Below are 23,170 nucleotides of genomic sequence, written 5' to 3'. Positions count from 1 at the left end.
TCCGCAGTTGTGCGGGAGTTGTAATCAACTGTAATTGCGCCCAAGGGCGTTCAGCTGGCAGCCAGCGGCCAGTGCATCTCCAGGCGCGCGCCGCCCAACGTGGCGCGGCTGATGCGAAGCTCGCCGCCGTGGCGGACGGCAATGCGGCTGACGATGGCCAGGCCCAGGCCGAAGCCTCCGGTATCGCGGCTGCGGCTGTCATCCAGGCGGGTGAACGGGCGCATCACCTTCTCCCGATCGGCTTCGGCGATGCCGGGGCCATCGTCATCCACGCGCAGGCAGGCGCGGCCGCTGACACCGACCAGCGAGACTTCCACCTGCGAGCGCGCATGGCGCAGCGCATTGCCCACCAGATTGCTGAGTGCCAGCTGCAGCAGGCGCGGCTCGGCATCCACCCGTGGCAATGCACTGGGTTGCACGCGCAGGACCACGCCGGCGCGTTCGGCATCACGGCGTGCATCGGCCAGGCAGGCCTGCAGCCAGTCGTTGGCTTCGATGCGCTGCATCGGCTCGCCTTCGCTGGGATGCTCCAGGCGCTCATAGGCCAGCAGTTCGCTGACCAGCCGGTTGAGCTCGGCCAGATCGCCGTGCAGGCCCTGTGCCAGCCGTTCGCGGCGTTCGCGGTCATCGCTGTCCTGCATCAGGTCCAGGCCGAAGGCAACGCGCGCGATCGGCGTGCGCAGCTCGTGCGAGATCGCATGGGTCAGGTCGCGCTGGCGCTGCACCAGTTCGGCCACGCGTGCCGCCATGCGGTTGGAGTGGTCGACGATGACCCGGATCTGCGAGCGTGGCGAGACCTGCGCACGTGCCTGCAGATCGCCAGCGCCGATGCGGTCGGCGTGCAGGCGCAGCGCTTCCAGGTCGCGCCAGAGCAGGCGCACCCACGCGTACAGGCTGGCGCCCACCAGCAGCAGGATGCTGAGGTAGGCGGCGATGGTCATGTACGTCGTCATCTGCACCGCGCCAGGCAGGCGCAGGTGCAGCCAGCGGCCATCGCTGCCCTCGATGGGCAGCAGGACCTGCTGGTATTGATCGCGCACGATGAAACCATCGGCCTTCACGGCCACCTCTTCCTGCGCGTCGAGTGCGGGAGGCTTGTCGAGCAGGGTCAGGGCGATGCCGTAGTGTGGCTGCCACTGCTGCAGGCGCTCACGCTGCTGGTCGGCATCCAGGCCGGCCAGGCCACTGCGCAGGGCGTACACCTGACCACGCACCTGCTGGACGAAGACGCGATCCTGCACGGGCGTGTAGATGCCGTCCAGGATGTGGTTGAGGAAGAACACCGACACCAGGAAGCAGGCACCCGTGATAAACCACAACCACAGGAACAGCCGCTTCATGCGGTCCAGGCCGACGGATTGAACTGGTAGCCACGGCCCCACACGGTCTTGATCCGCCGCGGTTCGCGCGCATCATCGCCGAGCTTGCGGCGCAGCTTGCCGATGCTGACATCGACACTGCGGTCCAGGCCGTCAAAGCCGATGCCGCGCACCGCCTGCAGGATATGGTCGCGCGACAGGATCTGCCCCGGCTGGCTGGCCAGCAGCCACAGGATCTCGAATTCCGTGGTGCCCAGCTCGACCTGCTGACCGTGCAGGTGCACTTCGCGCTGCATGCGGTCGATCAGCAGTTCGCCATGCATCAGACGGCTGGGTGTGCCGGTGTTGCTGCTGCCATGGCGGCGGCGCAGCAGGGCGCGCAGGCGGGCCAGCAGCAGGCGCGGCTCGATCGGTTTGTGCACATAGTCATCGGCGCCCGATTCCAGGCCCAGCACCTGCTCGATGTCGTCTTCGCAGGCGGTCAGCATCAGGATCGGCACGTCGGAGAAACTGCGGATCTGCCGGCACACGTCGATGCCGCCGAGGCCGGGCAGCATCAGGTCCAGTACCACCAGCTCGGGCGCATGCTGGCGGCAGGCCGCGCCGGCAAGGTCACCGCGCGCCACATGCTGCACGGCGAAACCATGTTCGTGGAGATAGTCGCTGACCAGCTCTGCCAGGCGACGGTCGTCCTCCACCAACAAGACCTGGGTCGGGGTACCGTTGGCGGTGGGTGTCCAGGGGGATGGCTGCATGCGCGTGGGGCCTCCGTGCCCGGGCAGGAGCGCCCGGCGGCGAAGCCTATCAACGCCCCGTGACCGCTGCCTGAATCGCGGCCAACCTGATAACCCCCGGTATGGGCGTCATCGCCAGCAGCTTTCAGCGGCGGGCGACGGCTGGCCTATGGTGGCGGTTTCCCCGGATGGAGCCTGGCGCAATGAGCGATCCGCAGTGGCAACTGGAAACCCTGGCCGTGCACGGCGGCTACCGTCCCGACCCGACTACCCGCGCGGTGGCGGTGCCGATCTACCAGACGGTGGCGTATGCCTTCGATGACACCCAGCACGGTGCCGATCTCTTCGACCTGAAGGTACCGGGCAATATCTATACGCGCATCATGAACCCCACCACCGACGTACTGGAGCAGCGCCTGGCTGCGCTGGAAGGCGGCATCGGTGCGCTGGCGCTGGCCTCGGGGCAGGCCGCGATCACCTATGCCCTCCAGACCATTGCAGAGGCCGGCGACAACATCGTCGCCTCCAGCGCGCTGTATGGCGGCAGCCTCAACCTGCTGGCGCACACGCTGCCGCAGTACGGCATCCAAGCGCGCTTTGCTGATCCGGCTGATCCTTCTGCGTTCGCCGCGCTGATCGACGAGCGCACCAAGGCGGTGTTCGTCGAATCCATCGGCAACCCGCGCGGCAACGTCACCGACATCGCTGCGATTGCGGAGGTCGCGCATGCCGCTGGCGTGCCCCTGATCGTCGACAACACCGTGGCCACGCCGTTCCTGCTGCGCCCATTCGAGCACGGCGCCGACATCGTGGTGCATTCGCTGACCAAGTACCTGGGCGGCCACGGCACCAGCCTCGGCGGCGCGATCATCGATTCGGGCCGCTTCGACTGGACCGCACAGCCCCAACGCTTCGCGCGGCTCAACCAGCCCGACCCCAGTTACCACGGCGTGGTCTATACCGAAGCGCTGGGGCCGGCGGCCTACATCGGCCGCGCGCGGGTGGTGCCATTGCGCAATACCGGCGCTGCGTTGTCGCCGTTCAATGCGTTCTTGATCCTGCAGGGCATCGAGACCCTGGCCCTGCGCATGGAACGCATCAACGCCAACGCACTGGCCGTCGCGCAGTACCTGAAGGCGCACGCCAAGGTAGCGTGGGTGCGCTATGCCGGGCTGGCCGACGATCCCGAGCACGCCGCCGCGCAGCGCTATCTGGGTGGGCACGGCTCGGGCGTACTGGCCTTCGGCCTGCCGGGTGGACGCGAGGCAGGCGCACGTTTCCTTGACGCGCTGAAATTGTTCACCCGCCTGGTCAACCTCGGCGATGCGAAGTCACTGGCCACCCATCCGGCCTCGACCACCCATCGGCAGCTGGATGCAGCGGAACTGGCCAAGGCCGGCGTCAGTGAAGACACCGTGCGGCTGTCGATCGGCATCGAACATATCGGCGACCTGCGTGCCGACCTGGAGCAGGCCCTGGCCGGCGCCTGATAGCCACGCGCTTGGTCGTCATCGCCACAGGCGATCACCACCCGCGCCGCGATGCGCTACGGTGGAACTGCCTCTCCAAGGCGTGGCAACGTGGCGATCCAGATCCCCGGTCGATGCGGGTCGACCGGGGATTTTTTTGTTTCCGGGGTCAGATCCGTTTTCCTGCGGAAAACGGATCTGACCAATGCACCGCCGTGTCGACCAAGGTCGACACCTACCAGAGCAGAACGCCGTTCCGGCAGATCGCAGGAATCTGTCGAAGGCGGGGTGGGTCCGGTGGCGGGAGTGTCCGCGGCATGGATGCCGCGGCCAAGCCCCCATGGAAGGGTTTACGGCGTCTCCCGCCACCGGACCCACCCTGCCATCTCACGGAATGCCTGCTTTTGCCGTTGCAGTTGAAGTTGCTTCAGCAGGTGCAGGGCTGCAAGCCCTGCCGCACGCACACCCCTCACACCACCGGAATACTGTGCTGGCCCAACCCGCGATACGGCGGCGTGGCCATCACCATCTCCGCCAGCGAATACGCCAGCTCACGTTCGGCCATCACCGTGCCATCGGCACCATGCTCCAGCAGATGCTTCACTTCCGCATCGCTGTGCGCACGCGCCAGCAGGGTCAGGTCCGGGTTGATCGCCCGCAGCTTGGCCAGCGCCTCACCGGCTTCCAGCGGCTGCGGAATCGCCAGCACCGCAATCTTCGCCCGCTCAGGATGGGCCTCGGCCAGCACCCGGTCGGCCGCCGCACTGCCGCGGATCGCCGCCAGGCCCTTGGCGTGCGCCGCCTCGACGTGTTCCTTGTTGTCATCGATCACCAGCACCGGCACGCCACGGTCGCTCAGCACCTGCGCCAGTTCGCTGCCGACCCGGCCATAGCCGATCACGATGGCGTGGTCATGCAGGTCCCGTGACGGGCCGATGGCTTCAGGCGGCTCGGGTGCCTGCGGGGACTGCTCCTGCTTGGCCTGCCAACGGTCGAGCAGGCCGAACACCAGTGGGTTGAGCATGATCGACACCAGCGCACCGGCCAGCACCAGCGACTGGCCTTCCTTCGGCAGGATCTGCAGCGCCACGCCCAGGCCGGCGATGATGAAGGCGAACTCGCCGATCTGTGCCAGGCTGGCCGAGATGGTCAACGCGGTGCCGGTCGGGTGGCCGAACGCGCGCACAATGAAGAACGCAGCGGCCGACTTGCCGAACATGATGATCAGCACGGTGGCCAGCACCTGCCACGGATGCTGGACGAGGATGTTGGGGTCGAACAGCATGCCGACCGACACAAAGAACAACACCGCGAACGCATCGCGCAGCGGCAGCGAATCATGCGCGGCCTTGTGGCTCAGTTCTGATTCGTTGAGCAGCATGCCGGCAAAGAACGCGCCCAGCGCGAACGAGACGCCGAACAGCATCGCCGAGCCGAACGCCACGCCCAGCGCGATCGCCAGCACGGACAGGGTGAACAGCTCACGCGAACCGGTACCGGCGATGCGTTCCAGGATCCACGGGATGACCCGGCGCCCGACCACCAGCATCACCGCCACGAACAGGCCCAGCTGCACGAAGGTCCAGCCGATGTCGGCCAGCACGCTGCCGAGCGAGTGCGACTCCTTGGCCGCGTCGGGACCGAACACGCCGGCCATCACCGGCATCATCACCAGTGCCAGCACGCAGGCCAGGTCTTCCACGATCAGCCAGCCGACCGCAATCTTGCCGCGCATCGTCTCCAGCAGACGGCGTTCCTCCATCGCCCGCAGCAGCACCACGGTACTGGCGGTGGCCAGCGAGAAACCGAAGATGACGCCGTGGATGGCCGGCCAGCCCATCAGCGAGGCCACACCCCAGCCGAGCAGGGTGGCCACCGCGATCTGGCCGATGGCGCCGGGGATGGCGATCGCCTTGACCGCCATCAGGTCCTTCAGCGAGAAGTGCAGGCCGACGCCGAACATCAGCAGCATCACGCCCAGTTCGGCCAGCTGGTTGGCCAGCGCCTGGTCGGCGACGAAGCCGGGGGTGAACGGGCCTACGCAGATGCCAGCAACCAGGTAACCGACCAGGGGAGACAAGCGGAGCTTGTTGGCCAGCGCGCCGAAGATGAAGGCGAGCCCCAGGCCAACGGCAACGATGTTGATCAGGTCGGTGTCATGGTGCATCGGCACTCGCAGGCAAACGGGGGATGCCCCGATTTTCACCGATGCGGCCAGATACGGCAAACCCGCCGTCCGTGCCGTGGCCGGCGGGTTTGCCCACGCATTTCTCCTCTACCCCCGCCTTCGGCGCGCCCCTTCAACAAGAAGGGGCTCTCCTCCAGATGCGGCCCGGGGTTGCCGGCCAGCGGCCGGCACTACCAGAGCCTCGCTTACCAGGTGTACTTGATCCGCCCGTACACATACGCGCCGTTGAAGCCGAACGGCGAGTAGTTGCTGTACGGCAGCATGCCGAAGGTGGAGTTCTGCAGGTCTTCGGTGCGGTCCGGGTACTTGTCCAGCAGGTTGTCGGCGCCCACGGTCAGGGTCCAGTTGCTGCTCGGCTTGTAGCTGGCCGAGGCATCCACCACCCAGGCATCGCCGTAGGTCTGGTCGCGCAGCGCGGTGGCCGAGTTGCGCACGGTGAACTTGCCGTAGCGGGTTGCGGCCAGGCCCAGTTCCCAGTGATCCGAACGCCAGGTGCCACTCAGGATCGCCTTGTCGCGCGGGTAGCTGTCCTCGATGCGGCCGATCTCATCTCGGCCGATCAGTGACTGGGTCAGGCCCAGAGTGCCAAACACCGCCGGGGTGCCGCCGACGCGGCGCACTTCGGTGTCGTTGTAGCTGTAGGCGGCGGTCAGCTCCAGGCTGCTGGCGCTGAACGGCACGGTGTAGCTGGAGACGAAGTCGACGCCGCGGGTGCGCGTATCCAGGCCGTTGGTGAAGTACGAGAACGCGGTCACCTGCGGCAGGCCGAGGGTGCCCAGCAGCGCGCTGGTGGCGGCGTTGGTGGTGATGCTGGACGAGAGCGCGATGCGGTCATCAATGTCGATCTGGTACGCATCGACGGTGATGTACAGGCGGTCCACCGGCTGCAGCACCAGGCCCAGGCTGTAGGAGGTGGAGGTTTCGGCCTTCAACGGCGAGGCACCCAGCGCCTGCGCGGCCGGGCTGGTGGTCGGGAAGGTGCCACGCTCGACGAACACGCCATTGAGGAACTGGCTGGTCACCGCCTGGTAGCCCTGCTGCGCCAGCGAGGGCGCGCGGAAACCGCTGGAGGCGGTGGCACGCAGCGCGACCTTGTCGGTGAACGCATAGCGCGCCGACAGCTTGCCGGAGAAGCGGTCGCCGAAGTCCGAGTAGTCCTCGTAGCGGCCGGTGATGCCGGCCGAGAACTTCTCGGTCAGGTCCGCTTCCAGGCCGGCGTAGACCGCGTAGTTGTGGCGGTCGGCATGCACTTCATTGGTCGGGGTGAAGCCCGCGAAGCCCTGCGCGCCGCTGCCGGTGTACGAGTTCAGTTCGCCCGGGTTCTGGTCCCACTTCTCCTTGCGGTACTCACCGCCGAAGGACAGCGTGACCGGGTAGGCAAGGCCCCAGTCCAGCGACTTGGTCAGGTCGGCGTTGAAGATGTCCTGCTGGTACTTCAGCGTGCCGTCGTAGAACGAGCGCGGGCTGGTGGCGCCGAGGCTGTAGTTGATGCTGTTGCGGGTGTGGAAGTCGAGGGTGTTCTCGCCGTGGTTCAGGCTCAGGTCCCAGGTCCAGCCGTTGTCGGTGTTGCCCTTGACCCCGGCCACCAGCGAGCGGTCCTTGGAGTACTGGTTGATCTCCGGCACGTAGCCGTCCGGGTAGGTCTGCGCCAGCAGCGCGCTCTGCCCGCTGTGGTTGCGCGAACGGTAGAACGCGAACGAGGTGATGTCGCGGTTGCTGAGCAGCGCGCTGGCGTAGCCGGTCACGTGGTCGCTGAAGTCGAAGCTGGCGTTGGCCGAGGCGGCGGTGGCATCCACGCGCGGGTCACCGACGATGAAGGTCTTCTGGCCGATGCTGGGGAAGTTGCCGGTGTTCGGCGTGGTGCCGCGGTACGGGCCGGCGCGGTTGCTCTCGTCCTGCTGGCTGATCTGGCCAGCCACGTGCACGCGACCACGGCCGTTGCCGAACTCGACGCCGGTATCGCCGGAGAGCTGGTACTTGTTGCCGTCACCGGCCGAGTACTGGCCGTAGTCCACGGCCAGGCTGCCGCCACGGCCGCTGCCCTTGAGCACGATGTTGATGACGCCTGCAATGGCGTCCGAGCCGTACTGTGCCGACGCACCGTCGCGCAGCACTTCCACGCGCTCGATGGCGGCGATCGGGATCGCGTTGATGTCCACCGCCGACGAGCCACGGCCGATGCTGCCGTTGACGTTGATCATCGCCGAGGTGTGGCGGCGCTTGCCGTTGACCAGCACCAGCACCTGGTCCGGTGACAGGCCGCGCAGCTGCGCCGGGCGCACGCCACTGGTGCCGTCGGTCAAGGCTGGGCGCGGGAAGTTCAGCGAGGGCAGGGCGCGCGACAGTGCGGTGGCCAGCTCACTGGTGCCGGTGGACTGCAGCACTTCAGGGGTGATGATGTCGATCGGCGACTGCGATTCGGCGACCGTGCGGTCGGCCACGCGGGTTCCGGTGACGATCACCGTGTCCAGGGTGTTGGCGGCGGTGCCGGCCTGCTGGGCAGCGGCACCGAACGGAGAGCCACCGAGTGCGACAGCGACGGCGGCGGCGATCAGGCTGGTCTTGCGGGTCATCGGGATGGGGCTCCGGTTGGCGGGGGCGGCACCGGAATCGACATCACGGGGGTGAGGCGGACGGCGGTTGTTGCGGTGCGCAATACAGCAATTAACGGGATATTCAGTGCCTGTCAAATGCCGGTCATCGGAAAAAACGTTGCAGCAGCAACCATTTAGCCCGGACAGGCATCGGCGGGGAGGAGACCCGGGACGCGCGCGGCGGGGACGTGGGAGAGAGGAACGTCGGCCACTGCGCATCCCGGGACGCGTCAAGTATTCGTTAACGCTAGAATTGCGTCGCAGGAACAGTGCTCACCAGCACATTCCATCCGGTTATATGGACCCCTCCCCCGATGATCTCCCTTCGTAATTTCGCCTTGCGCCGCGGCGAGCGGCTGCTGTTGTCCAATGTCGACCTGACCCTGCACGCCGGTTACCGGGTAGGTGTGGTCGGCCGCAACGGTGCTGGCAAGTCCAGCCTGTTCGCGGCGGTGAAGGGCGAGCTGGAGGCCGACAAGGGTGACGTCGACCTGCCCGGCAAGGTCCGTATCGCCAGCGTGGCTCAGGAAACCCCGTCGCTGCCGGACCCGGCGCTGAGCTTCGTGCTGGGCGGCGACACCGAGGTGGCCGCGGTGCTGGCCGAAGAGGCCGAGGCGACCGCGCGCGAAGACTGGGAGGCGGTGGCCAACGCACACACCAAGATGGCCGAGATGGGGGCCTACGACGCCGAAGCGCGCGCCGGCAAGCTGCTCCACGGCCTTGGTTTCCCGGCCGAGACCCACCACCGCGCGGTCTCCTCGTTCTCCGGCGGCTGGCGCGTACGCCTGAACCTGGCCCGCGCGCTGATGATGCCCAGCGACCTGCTGCTGCTGGACGAACCGACCAACCACCTGGATCTGGACGCGGTGTACTGGCTGGAACAGTGGCTGCTGAAGTACCCGGGCACCCTGCTGCTGATCTCGCATGACCGCGAGTTCCTCGACAACGTGGCCACCCACACCCTGCACCTGCACGGTGGCGGCGCCAAACTCTACCCGGGCGGCTACACCGATTTCGAGCGCCAGCGCGCCGAACAGCTGCGCCAGCAGCAGATCGCGCACGAGAAGGAGCAGGCCGAGCGTGCCCACCTGCAGAGTTTCATCGACCGCTTCAAGGCGCAGGCCAGCAAGGCCGCGCAGGCGCAGAGCCGCATGAAGCGCCTGGCCAAGCTGGCCGGCACCGAAGCGGTGCGCGCCGAGCGTGAGTTCCGCATCGAGTTCGCGCCGCCGGCCAAGCTGCCGTTCTCGCTGATCCGCCTGAACCATGTCGAGGCCGGCTACGGCAAGGACGCAGTGATCCTGCACAACGTCGGCTTCGGTCTGGAAGCGGGCCAGCGCATTGGCCTGCTCGGCCCGAACGGTGCCGGCAAGACCACCCTGGTGAAGACCCTGGTGGGCGAGCTGGCACCGATCGTCGGCGAGCGCATGGCGCACCCGGACCTGAAGATCGGCTACTTCGCCCAGCACACGGTGGAGTCGCTGCACGAAGGCCAGTCGCCGATGGAGCATTTCCGCGAGATCGCCCCGGACGCACCGAACCAGTCGTTCCGCGACTTCCTCGGCAAGTGGAACTTCCCGGGTGACCGCGCGTTCGAGCCGGTCGACGGCTTCTCCGGTGGCGAGCGCGCACGCCTGGCGCTGGCGCTGATCGCCTGGCAGCAGCCGAACGTGCTGCTGCTGGACGAACCGACCAACCACCTTGATCTGGAAATGCGCGAAGCGCTGGCCGAAGCATTGGCCACCTTCGAAGGCGCGATCGTGATGGTCTCGCACGACCGCCATCTGATCGGCCTGGTCTGCGATACCTACTGGCGCGTGGCCGATGGCGTGGTCGAGCCGTTCGATGGCGACCTGGATGCCTACGCCGCGTGGCTGCGGACCCGCCCGCAGGCGCAGGGCACCAAGGCGCGCATGGAGCAGGTGGAAGAGCCGGTGGTGGTCAAGACCGCCCCGGTGGCGCAGGTGGTGCAGAAGAAGCCGGTGAACCCGCACAAGCTGGCGGCCGCCGAGGCCAAGGTGGCCGAACTGGAGAGCGCGCTGGCCGAGCTCGACCGCCAGCTGGCCGATCCGGCCAACTACGCCGATGCCACGCGCATGGCCGTGCTTGGCCGCGATCGCGAAACCGCCGCCGCGCAGCTGGAAAAGGCCGAAGCCGCCTGGATGGAACTGCTCGAGTCCTGACCTCGCAAAAAAGGGGACGGAGGGGATTAAGTCGTTTGTGGCGCAAACGACTTAATCCCCTCCGTCCCCTTTTTTTGTTACGCGCCCTGTGCCTGCAGCCACTCGCGGAACCGCTTTGCCGGCTCGCGCTCTGCACGCGAGCGCAGCCGCGTCAGCCAGTAGCGTCCCAGCTCCAGTGTGGTGCCGAACGGCTGCAGCAGGCGGCCTTCGGCCAGCTCCTGCTCGAACATGCGCAGTGGCAGCAGCGCCACGCCGGCGCCGCCGACCGCGGCCATCGCCACGGTCAACGACGAATCAAACACCGGCCCGCGGGCTTCCACGCCACTGACGCCTGCCGCCTGCAACCAGCGCGGCCATTCGTCGCTGCGATAGGAGCGCAGCAGCGGCAGCGTGCCCAGGTCGCGCGGCTGTTTCAGGCGCCGCGCCAGTGCCGGCGCGCACAGCGGCGCGAACGGCGCGTCGAGGATCGCCGTGCAGGCCTGGCCCTGCCAATCGCCATCACCAAACCGGATGGCCAGGTCCAGGCCTTCGCCGGCTAGGTCGATGCGGTTGTTGTGGGTCTGCAGGCGCAGCTCGATGTCCGGGTGCGCTGCCTCGAACGCGGCCAGCCGTGGCAGCAGCCAGCCGGTGGCGAAGGTGCCGACCACGCCCAGGGTCAGCACTTCACGCGCAGGTCCGCCGGTGTAACGCGCGATGCTGGCCGAGATGCGTTCAAACGATTCGTTGAGCACCGGATACAGCGCCGCGCCTTCTTCGGTGAGCGCCACGCCGCGCGGCAGGCGATGGAACAGGCGGATGCCGAGCCGGTCCTCAAGCCCGCGAATCTGGTGGCTCAGCGCGGCCTGGCTGACACACAGCTCCAGCGCGGCACGGGTGAAGTTCTGGTGGCGGGCGGCGGCCTCGAAGGCGCGCAGCGCGTTCAGGGGCAGGGTAGGGTGCAACATCGCGCCGTCGTGAGCTGGAGTGATGGCTGATCCTAACCCTCCAGTGGTGGATTTCGGGAAATTAAAGGGTTGAATACGTCATGCATTAATTCTTCTCATGTCTATTGCAGATTTTTTGCGCTGGTCGCTCCCGATCAAGGCTTCAATAATCGAGCGGTCCCCCAGGAGAACCCGCATGCTTGCCCGTCGCCGATTCCTGCAGTTCAGTGGTGCCGCCGTTGCTTCCTCGTTTGCGCTGCCGTTGCTGGCACGTGCAGCGGGCAAGGCCGCCGCCACCGCGCCCACCGATGCCGCCATCAACGCCGCCAGTGATTTCGCCGCGCTGGAGAAGGCTTGCGCAGGACGCTTGGGCGTGACCCTGCTCGATACCGCCAGCGGTCGCCGCGTCGGTCATCGCCAGGACGAGCGCTTCCCGATGTGCAGCACCTTCAAGAGCATGCTGGCCGCGACCGTGCTCAGCCAGGCCGAGCGCATGCCGGCATTGCTGGACAGGCGCGTGCCGGTGGGCGAGGCCGATCTGCTCTCGCACGCACCGGTCACCCGCCGTCATGCCGGCAAGGACATGACCGTGCGCGATCTGTGCCGTGCCACGATCATCACCAGCGACAACACCGCTGCCAACCTGTTGTTTGATGTGGTCGGCGGGCCGCCAGCGGTCACCGCGTTCCTGCGCGCCAGCGGCGATGCGGTCAGCCGCAGCGACCGGCTGGAGCCGGAAATGAACAGCTTCGCCGAAGGCGACCCGCGCGACACCACCACCCCGGCTGCGATGGCGGGTTCGCTGCAGCGTGTGGTGCTGGGGAAAGTGCTGCAGCCGGCATCGCGGCAGCAGCTGGCCGACTGGCTGATCGATAACGAGACCGGTGACGCCTGCCTGCGCGCGGGACTGGGCAAGCGCTGGCGGGTGGGCGACAAGACCGGCAGCAATGGCGAGGACGCGCGCAACGATATTGCCGTGTTGTGGCCGCGGGCAGGCGGCGCACCGTGGGTGCTGACCGCCTATCTGCAGGCCAGTGCGATCAGCAACGAGCAGCGCGCCCAGGTGCTGGCCCGGGTGGGCCGGATCGCCGATCGACTGATTGGGTGAGGTAACCGGGGTCATTCAAACGTCGCTTGCCGGATCGGTTCGGCGCGCGCATCCTGCGCGCGTTCGAACCCCACGGAAGACCCCGATGAGCCATGAGTTGATCTACCTGCTGCTGATCTTCGCGCTGCTGGTGATCCCGCGCGCGCTGCAGCGCTTCAGCCTGCCCGCACCACTGACCTGCCTGCTGTTCGGCATCATCGGCATGCTCTGGCTGGGGGATCAGGCACATGATGCGGTGATCGGACTGCTGGCCACCCTGGGCATTTCCTCGCTGTTCCTGTTCGCCGGCCTGGAAGTGGATCTGCAGGCGCTGCGCCGGGGCATGTGGCCGCTGCTGGCACATCTGGTCATCCGTACCGGCACGCTGTTCGGGGTGGGCTGGCTGGCTTGGCGTTATGCGGGGCTGCCGTGGCAGGCCGCTGGCCTGTTGGCGTTGGCGCTGCTGACGCCGTCCACGGGCTTCATCATGGATTCGCTGTCGCGGCTGGGCCTGAGCGAGGACGAGCGGTTCTGGGTGACCAGCAAGGCCATCGCCGGCGAACTGCTGGCGCTGGCGGCGTTGTTCATCGTGCTGCAGGCCGGCGATCCGGGGCATATGGCGCTGTCCAGCCTGGCGCTGCTGGCGATGATGGTCGGCCTGCCGCTGCTGTTCATCGCGCTGGGCCGCTGGGTGGCACCGCACGCGCCGGGCTCGGAATTCTCGCTGCTGGTGATGGTCGGCATGGTGGCGGCCTACATCACCTACCTGCTGGGCGTGTACTACCTGGTTGGCGCGTTCATCGCCGGCCTGGTCGCGCGCCTGCTGCACCAGCGCATGCCGCTGCTGGCCTCGCACGAGAACCTGCACGCGCTGCGCCTGTTCGCCTCGTTCTTCGTGCCGTTCTACTTCTTCAACGCCGGCACCAAGGTGCCTGCCGAAGCGCTCAGCTTCGAGGCGCTGGGGCTGGGCATCGTGATCACCCTGGTGGTGCTGCCGCTGCGCATCGGCGTGGTCTGGCTGCAGCGCCGGGTGATGTTCGGCGAGAGCTTCCGCAGCAGCCTGCGGGTCTCGCTGGCGCTGGCACCGACGCTGATCTTCACCCTGGTGCTGGCGGCGATCATGCGTGAGCGGTTCCAGATTCCGGCGGTGCTGTTCGGTGCGCTGCTGCTGTACGCGGCGCTGACCACGCTGTTGCCGTCGCTGGTGTTCCGTACACCGTTTGACGTTGATCCGGTGGAGCAGGAGCCGGCCGGCGAGGGCGAGGCCGCACCGGTGGCGGCGACCGAAGCACTGCCGGCAGCACCGTCTGCCGAGCGCTGAGCGGGACTGGCGCGCGGTTTGCGCCCATCGTCCATGGCCGTTAGGGTTGGGGCATGAGACCGATTGCCGTTGCCACTGCCGCCGCCCTCCTGCTCAGCCTCGCTGCGTGCACGCAGCGCTCCGATACGGTCGCCCATGACCTGGCGACCGCACCGGCCGATGCGTTCATGGCCGCCGTCGCCGCACATTGCGGCCAGGCCTACGTCGGCAAGGTGGTGGAGGACACGCCTGCACCGACCGCCAAGGATCCGTTCGCCGGGCAGCGCCTGGTCATGCATGTGCGCGGCTGCGCCGACCCGGCGCACGAGCTGCGCATCCCGTTCCATGTCGGTGATGACCACTCGCGGACCTGGGTGCTGACCCGCACGCCGAACGGGCTGCGGCTGAAGCACGACCACCGCCACGAAGATGGCAGCCCCGACGCGATCACCCTCTACGGTGGCGACAGCACGCCACCGGGTACCGCCGAGCGCCAGCAGTTCCCGGCCGATGCCGATTCGGTGGCGATGTTCCGCCGCGCCGACATGCTGGCGTCGACCCACAACACCTGGGCGATGGAGATCGATCCGGACCAGACGTTCGTCTACGAACTGACGCGCCCGGACGGCCGCCGCTTCCGCGTGCAGTTCGACCTGAGCAGGCCGGTCGACCTGCCACCGCCGCCTTGGGGTGATGAGGCCGCGCAGCCAGCCCGGTAGCGCCGGGCCGTGCCCGGCGGGTTTTCTGCAGTTGACCGCGCCACTGCGCTCGCCGGGCATGGCCCGGCGCTACCCCTCACCGCGTGCCGAAACGCGCCCGGCAGCCGTTGCTCACCCACACCTGCCCACGCGAGTAACCCCAGCTGCGGCCTTCCTGGCAGGCGCTGCCGGACAGCTGCTGCTGCAGCACCGGGCGGCCTTGGCGCTCATCCCAGTCGCAGTTCTGCGTGCGGTTGTTGTTGCTGCTGCAGGTGATCGAGTAGTTGCTGTTGCCGCCGCCCCAGCCGCCGCCACCGCCCCAGCCGCGGGCCTCGGCGAATTCGGCACGGCAGCCGTTGCTGACCCACACCGCGCCATTGCGCACGCCCCAGGTACGACCTTCGTCGCAAGGGCTGCCGGACAGCTGGCGGACCAGGCGGGCATTGCGCCAGCCGACCGGGCAGCTGCGCTCGCGGTTGTTCTGGCTCTCGCAGCGGATGGTCTCGCCGGGCCGGCCGTTGTTGCCGCCCCAGCCGCCCCCGTTGCCGCCGCCCCAGCCGCCACGGGCCTCGACGAACTCCGCGCGGCAGCCGTTGTTGACCCAGATGCTGCCGTTACGGCTGCCCCAGGTGCGGCCTTCGTCGCAGGCGCTGCCGGACAGCTGGCGGACCAGCTGCGCATTGCGCCAGCCGGTGTTGCAGACCCGTTCGCGGTTGTTCTGGCTTTCGCAGCGGACCACGCCGCTCTGCGCATGCGCGGAAGGGGTGGGCAGGGCCAGGGTGCCCAGCGCACCCAGGCTGAGGGTTACGGCCAGGCTGGCCAGGGACAGCGGTTTCATGGCGGCATCCCATACGGTGGTAGGTGCCCGACTATAGGGAGGGAGGCGATCAAGCCGGTGTGACTGGCCGGATTTGCCCCGGCCGGGGCCTCGGCCGCAGAATACGAGGCTTTCCGGCCCCCATCCGGTGCCGGCGTTCTCCAGCGGAGCTTCCCCCCATGCGTACCCACTTCTGCGGCCTGGTCGATGAGACCCTGATTGGCCAGACTGTCACCCTCGCCGGCTGGACCGACGTGGCCCGTAACCAGGGCGGCGTCTGCTTCATCGATCTCCGCGATCATGAAGGCATCGTGCAGGTGACCGTGGAAGTCGACAACGCCGACGTGTTCGCCGTGGCCGCGTCGCTGGGCTATGAGGATGTGCTGCAGGTGGAAGGCGTGGTGCGTGCACGCCACGCGGTGAACGACAAGATGCGCACCGGCAAGGTGGAAGTGATCGCCACCGCCATCACCGTGCTGAACAAGGCCGCGCCGCTGCCGTTCCACGCGCACGAGAACCCGGGCGAGGAAACCCGCCTGAAGTACCGCTACCTGGACCTGCGCCGTCCGGAAATGCAGCGCATGCAGCGCACCCGCATCAAGCTGGTGCAGGCCCTGCGCCGCCACCTGGACGAGAAGGGCTTCCAGGACATCGAGACCCCGATCCTGACCAAGGCCACCCCGGAAGGCGCGCGCGACTTCCTGGTGCCGGCGCGCATGCACCCGGGCGAGTTCTATGCCCTGCCGCAGAGCCCGCAGCTGTTCAAGCAGATCCTGATGGTGGCCGGCTTCGACCGTTACTACCAGATCGCGCGCTGCTTCCGCGATGAAGCACTGCGTGCCGACCGCCAGCTGGAGTTCACCCAGCTGGACATGGAATTCGCCTTCGTGCGCGAGCGCGACGTGCAGGACTTCGTCGAAGACATGATCCGCGCCATCTTCAAGGAAGTGGTCGACGTCCAGCTGGATGCCAGCTTCCCGCGCATGACCTGGGCCGAGGCGATGCGTCGCTACGGTTCGGACAAGCCGGACCTGCGCATCGCGCTGGAGCTGGTCGACGTGGCTGAACTGGTCAAGGACAGCGAGTTCGCAGTGTTCACCGGCCCGGCCAACGATGCCGAAGGCCGCGTCGCCGCGCTGCGGATCCCGGGCGGCGCAGCGCTGAGCCGCAAGCAGATCGACGAGTACGCCGCGCACGCCGCCAAGTACGGCGCCAAGGGCCTGGCCTACATCAAGATCGCCGACAACGGCGAAATCAGCTCGCCGATCCAGAAGTTCTTCAGCGAGGCCTCCTTCGCTGCGCTGGTGGCCCATGTTGGCGCCGGCAACGGCGACATCGTGTTCTTTGGTGCCGGTGGCTACAACAAGGTCTCCGACTTCATGGGCGCGCTGCGCCTGAAGGCCGGCAAGGACTTCGGCCTGGTCGCCGACGGCTGGGCGCCGCTGTGGGTCACCGACTTCCCGATGTTCGAATGGGACGAGGAAGAACAGCGTTACGTCGCCCTGCATCACCCCTTCACCGCACCGGCCGTGGACGACATCGCCGACCTGCGCGCCAACGCCCGTACCGCCGTTTCGCGCGGCTACGACATGGTGCTCAACGGCAATGAGATCGGCGGTGGTTCGATCCGTATCCACCGTCCGGACATGCAGAGCGCGGTGTTCGAGCTGCTCGGCATCGGTGCCGAAGAGGCCCGCGCCAAGTTCGGCTTCCTGCTCGACGCGCTGAACTACGGCGCGCCGCCGCACGGTGGCATCGCCTTCGGCATCGACCGCATCGCCGCGCTGATGGCCGGCACCGAATCGATCCGCGACGTCATCCCGTTCCCGAAGACTACCGGTGCACAGGATCTGATGACCGACGCGCCGTCGCCGATCGTCGACGCGCAGCTGGCCGAAGTGCACATCCAGGTTCGCCCCAAGACCAACTGATCAGGAGATCCAGGCAATGACCGAGTTTGCGTTTTCGCTGGAGTGGGAAAAGCTGGGCAATGAAGGCTCCGAGGCCAACCTGGTCACCGAGCGTGCACGGGTGTTCGGTGGTTGGCTGGTCCGCGTCGGTACCAACCCGGCGGCGATGGCCCTGACCTTCGTCGCCGACGGCGAAGGCCGTTGGGACGGTGAAGACTTCGGCGTCGAGGATTACGAGGACGACGAAGAGGAAGAGTACGACGAGGACGAGGAAGGCGAGGAAGAAGAGGACGAGGACGAAGAGGAATACGAGGAAGAGGACGAGGAAGAAGAAGCGGAGTCGCCTGAAAAGGCTTGACCCCTGCTTCGCCCTGGCGTCAACTTCCTGCATGTATTCGATCCGCCGCGCCACTGTGGACGACGCGCCGACCCTGTCGGCGCTGGCCGCCCGCACGTTCACTGAAACCTTCGGCCATCTGTACCCGCCGCAGGACCTGCAGGCCTTCCTGGAGGAGGCCTACGCGGTCGAGCGCCAGCGCGTGATCCTGGCCCACCCCGATTACGCGGTGTGGCTGCTGGAACTGGATGGGGAGGCGGTCGGCCATGCCGCCGCCGGCCCCTGCGGCCTGCCGCACCCGGACGTGAAGCCCGGTGACGGCGAACTCAAGCGCCTGTACCTGATCAAGACGCAGCAAAGCTGCGGCTGGGGCAGCCGCCTGCTGGAAACCGCGCTGGCCTGGCTGGAACACGAGGGCCCGCGCACCCTGTGGTTGGGCGTGTGGTCGGAGAACTTCGGCGCACAGCGCTTCTACGCCCGCTACGGTTTCGAGAAGGCCGGCGAATACCTGTTCCCGGTGGGCGACACGAACGATCTCGAATTCATCCTGCGCCGCGCACCGCGCGCGGCCTGATGTTCACTGCCGCTTGCTGCGCGCGCGTGTTCAATCACCGTACGTTCCTGCCCCGCTGACCGCCAGGCTGTTCGCATGACTCCCCCCGTATTGCTGCTGCATGGCATCTGGAATGCCCGCGCCTGGGTCGGGCCGCTGGCCTGGCGCCTGCGCGCGCGCGGCTTCCAGGTGCACGCGTTTGGTTATTCCTCGGTGTTCGGTGGCCCGGACGTGGCCGTACCGCAGCTGCTGGAGCGGCTGGCCGACGCCGGCCCGCTGAGTTTGGTCGGCCACAGCCTGGGCGGGCTGCTGGCGCTGGAAGCGCTGCGGCGCAATCCGCAGCTGCCGGTGCAGCGCGTGGTCTGCCTGGGTTCGCCGCTGCGCGGCAGTGGTACCGCACGCTCGTTGTCCGAGCACGGCTGGGGCCTGGCCCTGGGCCGCAGCAGCGAGCTGCTGCTCGATGGCCTGCCGGACTGGCAGGGCCGGGCGGAGGTTGGCCTGATCGCCGGCTCGGTACCGCATGGGCTGGGCAGCCTGCTGGGTGCCATCGACGATGCCTCCGACGGCACCGTGGCACTGGCCGAGACCCGCCTGCCGGGGCTGGCCGACCATTGCGTGGTGCGCACCAGCCACAGCGGCCTGGTGGTATCGCCCGACGCCGCGCGGCAGACCGCGCATTTCCTGCGTCATGGCCGTTTCGACCACAGCCGCGACGCCGCCGCCGCGTAAGTTGGTGGGAGCGAACGGCCTGCCAGGGTGCGTACGAACGGCACCAAGGTGGGTGCGAACGACACCAAGGTGGGTGCGAACCGTTGGTTCGCACGCTCTTCGCCGGGCATGGCCCGGCGCTACCGGGAAAAGCACCACCAGATCGCCAGCGGTAGCGCCGGGCCATGCCCGGCGAGCGCAGCGGCATCCATCGGGCCTAGACACGGTTGCAGCGCCCGATCAGGTAGAATCCGCGCCTTGATCCTGAAGCAGCCAGACGGTAGCACCCATGGGTAGAGGCCCCTCCATCGAAGCCCGCAAGAACGCGTCCGACGCGAAGCGCGGCAAGATTTTCACCAAGATCATCCGCGAGATCGGCGTCGCCGCGCGCGGCGGTGGAGGCGACCCCAACAACAACCCGCGCCTGCGCGTGGCGGTGGACAAGGGCCTGGCCGTGAACATGTCCAAGGACGTGATCGAGCGCGCCATCAAGAAGGCCACCGGTGAACTGGAAGGCGTCGATTACGAGGAAGTCCGCTACGAGGGCTACGCCCCCGGTGGCGTGGCCGTGATCGTCGACTGCCTGACCGACAACCGCGTGCGCACCGTGGCCGATGTCCGCCATGCGTTCAGCAAGTGCGGCGGCAACATGGGCACCGAAGGCTCGGTGGCCTTCATGTTCAAGCGCCTGGGCGTGCTCAGCTTCGCCCCGGGCGCCGACGAGGAGGCCATCACCGAAGCCGCCATCGAGGCCGGCGCCGATGACATCGTGGTCTATCCGGACGACGGCTCGATCGACGTGGTCACCAGCCCTGACGCCTTCAACGCGGTCAAGGACGCGATGACCGCCGCCGGCCATGTCGCCGATCACGCGGAAATCACGTTCCGCGCGGACAACGACATCAAGGTCGAGGGCGAGGTCGCCCTGCAGGTCAAGAAGCTGCTGGACATGCTGGAAGATCTGGACGACGTGCAGGACGTGTACTCCAACGCCGAACTGGGCGCCGACGCCTACGCCTGAGCCGTCCTCGACGGCCTGGGCGCGGGCCGTTGAACGGTCACCGCGGACAGTCATGAGCCCATACGCCTGCCAGCGCACCCCGTTCCACCCTGCCAGGAGCGCAGCATGACCCGCATCCTCGGCATCGACCCCGGTTCACAGCGGACCGGGGTCGGCATCATCGATGTCGACGCCGCCGGGCGCGTCACCTACGTGCACCACCAGCCGCTGGTGCTGCTGGGCGCGGACGATTTCCCGCAGCGCATGAAGCTGCTGGTGCTCGGCCTGGCCGACCTGTGCCGCGAGTTCCAGCCGCAGGAAGTGGCCATCGAACGCGTGTTCATGGCCCGCAACCCCGATTCGGCGCTGAAGCTGGGCCAGGCCCGGGGCGCGGCGATTTCCGCCGTTGTGCTGCGTGACCTGCCGGTGCATGAATATGCCGCCAGCGAGATCAAGCTGGCGGTGGTCGGTCGTGGTGGTGCCGAAAAGCAACAGGTTCAACACATGGTCGGGCTCATGCTCAACCTGAAAACCAAGCTGCAGGCCGACGCGGCCGACGCGTTGGCGGTGGCGATCACCCATGCCCACGTAAGGGCAACGGCCAACCGCCTGGGGCTCAGTGCCCGCCAGGCGTGGGGCCGCAAATGAGGAGCTGCACGCAATGATCGGTCGACTGCGCGGCATCGTCGCCTACAAGGCGCCGCCGTGGCTGGTGGTGGACGTGAACGGAGTGGGCTACGAGCTGGAGGCGCCGATGAGCACCTTCTATGACCTGCCCGAACTCGGCCGCGAGGTCACCCTGTACACCCATTACGCGCAGAAGGAAGACAGCGTCTCGCTGTACGGCTTCCTGCGCGAGGGCGAACGGCGGCTGTTCCGCGACGTGCAGAAGGTCAGTGGCATCGGCGCGAAGATTGCGCTGGCCGTGCTGTCCGGGGTCACCGTCGAGGAATTCGCGCGCATGGTCCAGGCCGGTGACATCACCGCGCTGACCCGCATTCCGGGCATCGGCAAGAAGACCGCCGAGCGAATGGTGCTGGAACTGCGCGACCGCGCCGCCCAGTTCGGTGCCGGCGGCGCGCTGCCCACCGGCAGCGACCCGGCCGCGGCCGACCCGCTTTCCGATGCCACCGTGGCGCTGCAGCAGCTGGGCTACAAGCCGGCTGAAGCGGCCCGCATGGCCCGCGACGCCTTCACTGAAGGCGATGAAGTGGCCACCGTGATCCGCAAGGCGCTGCAGTCCGCGCTGCGCTGAGTCGGCTTCCTTTCTCTCAACGAACCGCCTGAGCCTCGCCAGGAGTCCCATGTCCAGCAGTCAAACCCCGCACGCAGCTGCCCCCGGCGGCCACGGTCACGCTCCTCCCGCCGGAGGCCTGGCGCTGATCATCGGTGCGATCGGCGTGGTCTTCGGTGATATCGGTACCAGCCCGCTGTACACCCTGAAGGAGGCGTTCTCGCCGCACTACGGGCTCAACAGCGACCACGACACGGTACTGGGCGTGCTCTCGCTGGCGTTCTGGGCACTGAACATCGTGGTCACGCTGAAGTACGTGACCATCATCATGCGCGCCGACAATGACGGCGAGGGCGGCATCATGGCGCTGATGGCGCTGACCCAGCGCACGCTGCGCAACGGGTCGCGCTCGGCCTACGTGGTGGGCATCCTTGGCATCTTCGGCGCCTCGCTGTTCTTCGGCGACGGCGTGATCACCCCGGCGATCTCGGTGCTTGGCGCGGTCGAAGGCCTGGAGGTGGCCGCGCCCGGCCTGCATGCCTTCATCGTGCCGATCACGGTGGTGGTGCTGCTGATGGTGTTCGCGGCGCAGCGCTTCGGCACCGAGAAGATCGGCAAGGCGTTCGGCCCGATCACCTCGGTCTGGTTCATTTCGCTGGCGGCGATCGGCATCTACAACATCGTGGATGCGCCGGAAGTGCTGAAAGCCTTCAACCCGTGGTGGGCGATCCGCTTCTTCATGGAGCACAGCTGGCACGGCATCTTCATCCTCGGTGCGGTGGTACTGGCGGTGACCGGCGGCGAAGCGCTGTACGCCGACATGGGCCACTTCGGTGCCAAGCCGATCCGCCATGCCTGGTACTTCTTCGTGCTGCCGTGCCTGGTGCTGAACTACCTGGGGCAGGGCGCACTGGTGCTCAACCATCCCGAGGCGCTGAAGAACCCGTTCTTTGAGGCAGTGCCGTCGTGGGCGCTGTACCCGATGATCATCCTGGCCACGATGGCGGCGGTGATCGCCTCCCAGTCGGTCATCACCGGCGCGTTTTCGGTTTCGCGCCAGGCCATGCAGCTGGGCTACATCCCGCGCATGCGCATCAAGCACACCTCGCATGACACCATCGGCCAGATCTACATCCCGGGCATCAACTGGGGCATCGCGGTGATGGTGATCGGCCTGGTGCTGGCCTTCCGCAGCTCGTCCAACCTGGCCGTGGCCTACGGCATCTCGGTGTCGGCGACCATGCTGATCGATACCCTGCTGCTGGCCCTGGTGGCCCGCTCGTTGTGGCCGAAGGCACGCGCCTGGCTGCTGCCCCTGTGCGTGGTGTTCTTCATCATCGACCTCGGCTTTGTCATCGCCAACGGCGCCAAGCTGCTGCAGGGCGCCTGGTTCCCGGTAGTGCTGGGCATCTTCCTGTTCACCATGATGCGTACCTGGCGCCGGGGCCGCGAGCTGCTGCGCGATGAGATCCGCAAGGACGGCATCCGCCTGGATACCTTCCTGCCGGGCCTGATGCTGGCGCCGCCGGTACGCGTGCCGGGCACCGCCGTGTTCCTCACTGCGGATCCGACCGTGGCCCCGCACGCACTGATGCACAACCTCAAGCACAACAAAGTGCTGCACGAACGCAACGTGTTCCTGCATGTGGAAACCCTGCCGATCCCGTATGCGATGGAAGGGCAGCGGCTGAAGATCGAATCGGTGGGCGACGAGTTCTACCGGGTCTATGTGCGCTTCGGCTTCATGGAGACCCCGGACGTCCCACTGGCGCTGATGCGCTCGTGCGACCACGGCGGCATCTACTTCGACCCGATGGACACCACCTTCTTCGCCAGCCGCGAAACCATCGTCGCCACCGCCAACCGCGGCATGCCGATCTGGCGCGACAAGCTGTTCGCGCTGATGCACCGGAATGCCGCGCCGGCGACCGGCTTCTTCCGGATTCCGGGTAACCGGCTGGTGGAACTCGGCGCGCAGGTGGAGATTTAATCTCCACCGTCGATTCCTCCAGAGATCGTCCACGCATGGCGTGGATCTACCGTGCCAACCAACGGTCGGCCCCCACCAAAGCAGAACGCCGTTCCGACAGACCGCAGGAAACTGTCGAAGGCGGGGGGG

19 protein-coding genes are annotated in these 23,170 nt (G+C 67.4%); 13 read left to right on the top strand and 6 right to left on the bottom strand.

The window, feature by feature from the left end; all coding sequences use genetic code 11:
• Positions 1 to 50 precede the first annotated feature (50 nt).
• Positions 51 to 1,340, bottom strand: a complete 1,290-nt coding sequence (locus ROV95_RS20420) for an ATP-binding protein (RefSeq protein ID WP_058981571.1) — start codon at positions 1,338 to 1,340, stop codon at positions 51 to 53.
• Positions 1,337 to 2,074: a response regulator transcription factor gene (locus ROV95_RS20415; RefSeq protein WP_058981569.1), complete on the bottom strand. Its 738-nt coding sequence runs from the start codon at positions 2,072 to 2,074 to the stop codon at positions 1,337 to 1,339. Before ROV95_RS20415 ends, ROV95_RS20420 begins: the two co-directional genes overlap by 4 nt.
• 182 nt (positions 2,075 to 2,256) lie before the next feature.
• On the opposite strand from ROV95_RS20415, the gene ROV95_RS20410 reads away from it, so the two are divergent.
• Positions 2,257 to 3,543, top strand: a complete 1,287-nt coding sequence (locus ROV95_RS20410; RefSeq protein ID WP_312546139.1) for an aminotransferase class V-fold PLP-dependent enzyme — start codon at positions 2,257 to 2,259, stop codon at positions 3,541 to 3,543.
• Between the two features lie 448 nt (positions 3,544 to 3,991).
• On the opposite strand, the gene ybaL is transcribed toward ROV95_RS20410, so the two are convergent.
• Both ybaL and ROV95_RS20400 read right to left on the bottom strand, forming a co-directional pair.
• Positions 3,992 to 5,689, bottom strand: coding sequence for a YbaL family putative K(+) efflux transporter (ybaL, locus tag ROV95_RS20405; protein WP_312546137.1), 1,698 nt, complete (start codon positions 5,687 to 5,689; stop codon positions 3,992 to 3,994).
• 206 nt (positions 5,690 to 5,895) lie between these two features.
• Complete coding sequence (locus ROV95_RS20400; RefSeq protein WP_111101984.1) at positions 5,896 to 8,283, bottom strand: TonB-dependent receptor; 2,388 nt, start codon at positions 8,281 to 8,283, stop codon at positions 5,896 to 5,898.
• 335 nt (positions 8,284 to 8,618) lie between these two features.
• Between ROV95_RS20400 and ROV95_RS20395 the strand changes: the two genes are divergently transcribed.
• On the top strand, positions 8,619 to 10,484 hold the full coding sequence (locus ROV95_RS20395) for an ABC-F family ATP-binding cassette domain-containing protein (protein WP_058981562.1): 1,866 nt from the start codon (positions 8,619 to 8,621) through the stop codon (positions 10,482 to 10,484).
• Positions 10,485 to 10,561: 77 nt separating this feature from the next.
• On the opposite strand, the gene ampR is transcribed toward ROV95_RS20395, so the two are convergent.
• Entirely contained in the window at positions 10,562 to 11,428 is an 867-nt protein-coding gene (gene ampR, locus ROV95_RS20390; RefSeq protein WP_197575574.1) for a LysR family transcriptional regulator AmpR, read from the bottom strand.
• Positions 11,429 to 11,603: 175 nt separating this feature from the next.
• Here ampR and blaL2 point away from each other — a divergent pair, with 175 nt between their 5' ends.
• The 3 genes from blaL2 to ROV95_RS20375 all read left to right on the top strand — a co-directional run bounded on the left by blaL2 (position 11,604) and on the right by ROV95_RS20375 (position 14,513).
• Entirely contained in the window at positions 11,604 to 12,515 is a 912-nt protein-coding gene (blaL2, locus tag ROV95_RS20385) for a L2 family extended-spectrum class A beta-lactamase (RefSeq protein ID WP_312546130.1), read from the top strand.
• Between the two features lie 85 nt (positions 12,516 to 12,600).
• The gene (locus ROV95_RS20380; RefSeq protein ID WP_262214340.1) at positions 12,601 to 13,815 is read left to right on the top strand and encodes a cation:proton antiporter; all 1,215 of its coding nucleotides are present in this window, start codon (positions 12,601 to 12,603) and stop codon (positions 13,813 to 13,815) included.
• A 53-nt stretch (positions 13,816 to 13,868) separates the two neighbouring features.
• Complete coding sequence (locus ROV95_RS20375; RefSeq protein WP_312546124.1) at positions 13,869 to 14,513, top strand: hypothetical protein; 645 nt, start codon at positions 13,869 to 13,871, stop codon at positions 14,511 to 14,513.
• Between the two features lie 76 nt (positions 14,514 to 14,589).
• Here the strand turns inward: ROV95_RS20375 and ROV95_RS20370 are convergent, their stop codons facing one another.
• A complete protein-coding gene (locus tag ROV95_RS20370; RefSeq protein WP_312546123.1) occupies positions 14,590 to 15,330 on the bottom strand; it encodes a DUF3011 domain-containing protein in 741 nt (246 codons plus the stop codon).
• Positions 15,331 to 15,488: 158 nt separating this feature from the next.
• On the opposite strand from ROV95_RS20370, the gene aspS reads away from it, so the two are divergent.
• The 8 genes from aspS to ROV95_RS20330 all read left to right on the top strand — a co-directional run bounded on the left by aspS (position 15,489) and on the right by ROV95_RS20330 (position 23,041).
• On the top strand, positions 15,489 to 17,240 hold the full coding sequence (aspS, locus tag ROV95_RS20365; RefSeq protein WP_111098900.1) for an aspartate--tRNA ligase: 1,752 nt from the start codon (positions 15,489 to 15,491) through the stop codon (positions 17,238 to 17,240).
• Between the two features lie 16 nt (positions 17,241 to 17,256).
• The gene (locus tag ROV95_RS20360) at positions 17,257 to 17,577 is read left to right on the top strand and encodes a hypothetical protein (protein WP_049441305.1); all 321 of its coding nucleotides are present in this window, start codon (positions 17,257 to 17,259) and stop codon (positions 17,575 to 17,577) included.
• A gap of 31 nt (positions 17,578 to 17,608) precedes the next feature.
• A complete protein-coding gene (locus ROV95_RS20355) occupies positions 17,609 to 18,130 on the top strand; it encodes a GNAT family N-acetyltransferase (RefSeq protein ID WP_021203144.1) in 522 nt (173 codons plus the stop codon).
• 75 nt (positions 18,131 to 18,205) lie between these two features.
• Positions 18,206 to 18,838: an alpha/beta fold hydrolase gene (locus tag ROV95_RS20350; RefSeq protein ID WP_019660134.1), complete on the top strand. Its 633-nt coding sequence runs from the start codon at positions 18,206 to 18,208 to the stop codon at positions 18,836 to 18,838.
• A 268-nt stretch (positions 18,839 to 19,106) separates the two neighbouring features.
• Positions 19,107 to 19,838 (top strand): YebC/PmpR family DNA-binding transcriptional regulator, encoded by a 732-nt coding sequence (locus tag ROV95_RS20345; protein WP_019660133.1) that lies wholly within the window; start codon positions 19,107 to 19,109, stop codon positions 19,836 to 19,838.
• Between the two features lie 105 nt (positions 19,839 to 19,943).
• A complete protein-coding gene (ruvC, locus tag ROV95_RS20340) occupies positions 19,944 to 20,465 on the top strand; it encodes a crossover junction endodeoxyribonuclease RuvC (protein ID WP_019660132.1) in 522 nt (173 codons plus the stop codon).
• 13 nt (positions 20,466 to 20,478) lie between these two features.
• The gene (ruvA, locus tag ROV95_RS20335; RefSeq protein WP_312546118.1) at positions 20,479 to 21,072 is read left to right on the top strand and encodes a Holliday junction branch migration protein RuvA; all 594 of its coding nucleotides are present in this window, start codon (positions 20,479 to 20,481) and stop codon (positions 21,070 to 21,072) included.
• 49 nt (positions 21,073 to 21,121) lie between these two features.
• Positions 21,122 to 23,041 carry a potassium transporter Kup gene (locus tag ROV95_RS20330; protein ID WP_021203145.1) on the top strand — a complete coding sequence of 640 codons (1,920 nt, stop codon included), beginning with the start codon at positions 21,122 to 21,124 and terminating at the stop codon, positions 23,039 to 23,041.
• Positions 23,042 to 23,170 lie beyond the last annotated feature (129 nt).

The sequence above is a fragment of the Stenotrophomonas maltophilia group sp. msm1 genome (assembly GCF_032025805.1).
In the GTDB taxonomy this organism is placed as follows: Bacteria; Pseudomonadota; Gammaproteobacteria; order Xanthomonadales; family Xanthomonadaceae; genus Stenotrophomonas; species Stenotrophomonas hibiscicola.
The sequence above is the reverse complement of the archived record's forward strand: the minus strand, read 5'-3'. Positions and strand labels throughout refer to the sequence as shown.

Coding starts and splice junctions, on each gene's coding strand:
- ROV95_RS20420 (WP_058981571.1), bottom strand. CDS start 1,340: ATGAAGCGGCTGTTCCTGTGGTTGTGGTTTATCACGGGTGCCTGCTTC.
- ROV95_RS20415 (WP_058981569.1), bottom strand. CDS start 2,074: ATGCAGCCATCCCCCTGGACACCCACCGCCAACGGTACCCCGACCCAG.
- ROV95_RS20410 (WP_312546139.1), top strand. CDS start 2,257: ATGAGCGATCCGCAGTGGCAACTGGAAACCCTGGCCGTGCACGGCGGC.
- ybaL (WP_312546137.1), bottom strand. CDS start 5,689: ATGCACCATGACACCGACCTGATCAACATCGTTGCCGTTGGCCTGGGG.
- ROV95_RS20400 (WP_111101984.1), bottom strand. CDS start 8,283: ATGACCCGCAAGACCAGCCTGATCGCCGCCGCCGTCGCTGTCGCACTC.
- ROV95_RS20395 (WP_058981562.1), top strand. CDS start 8,619: ATGATCTCCCTTCGTAATTTCGCCTTGCGCCGCGGCGAGCGGCTGCTG.
- ampR (WP_197575574.1), bottom strand. CDS start 11,428: ATGTTGCACCCTACCCTGCCCCTGAACGCGCTGCGCGCCTTCGAGGCC.
- blaL2 (WP_312546130.1), top strand. CDS start 11,604: ATGCTTGCCCGTCGCCGATTCCTGCAGTTCAGTGGTGCCGCCGTTGCT.
- ROV95_RS20380 (WP_262214340.1), top strand. CDS start 12,601: ATGAGCCATGAGTTGATCTACCTGCTGCTGATCTTCGCGCTGCTGGTG.
- ROV95_RS20375 (WP_312546124.1), top strand. CDS start 13,869: ATGAGACCGATTGCCGTTGCCACTGCCGCCGCCCTCCTGCTCAGCCTC.
- ROV95_RS20370 (WP_312546123.1), bottom strand. CDS start 15,330: ATGAAACCGCTGTCCCTGGCCAGCCTGGCCGTAACCCTCAGCCTGGGT.
- aspS (WP_111098900.1), top strand. CDS start 15,489: ATGCGTACCCACTTCTGCGGCCTGGTCGATGAGACCCTGATTGGCCAG.
- ROV95_RS20360 (WP_049441305.1), top strand. CDS start 17,257: ATGACCGAGTTTGCGTTTTCGCTGGAGTGGGAAAAGCTGGGCAATGAA.
- ROV95_RS20355 (WP_021203144.1), top strand. CDS start 17,609: ATGTATTCGATCCGCCGCGCCACTGTGGACGACGCGCCGACCCTGTCG.
- ROV95_RS20350 (WP_019660134.1), top strand. CDS start 18,206: ATGACTCCCCCCGTATTGCTGCTGCATGGCATCTGGAATGCCCGCGCC.
- ROV95_RS20345 (WP_019660133.1), top strand. CDS start 19,107: ATGGGTAGAGGCCCCTCCATCGAAGCCCGCAAGAACGCGTCCGACGCG.
- ruvC (WP_019660132.1), top strand. CDS start 19,944: ATGACCCGCATCCTCGGCATCGACCCCGGTTCACAGCGGACCGGGGTC.
- ruvA (WP_312546118.1), top strand. CDS start 20,479: ATGATCGGTCGACTGCGCGGCATCGTCGCCTACAAGGCGCCGCCGTGG.
- ROV95_RS20330 (WP_021203145.1), top strand. CDS start 21,122: ATGTCCAGCAGTCAAACCCCGCACGCAGCTGCCCCCGGCGGCCACGGT.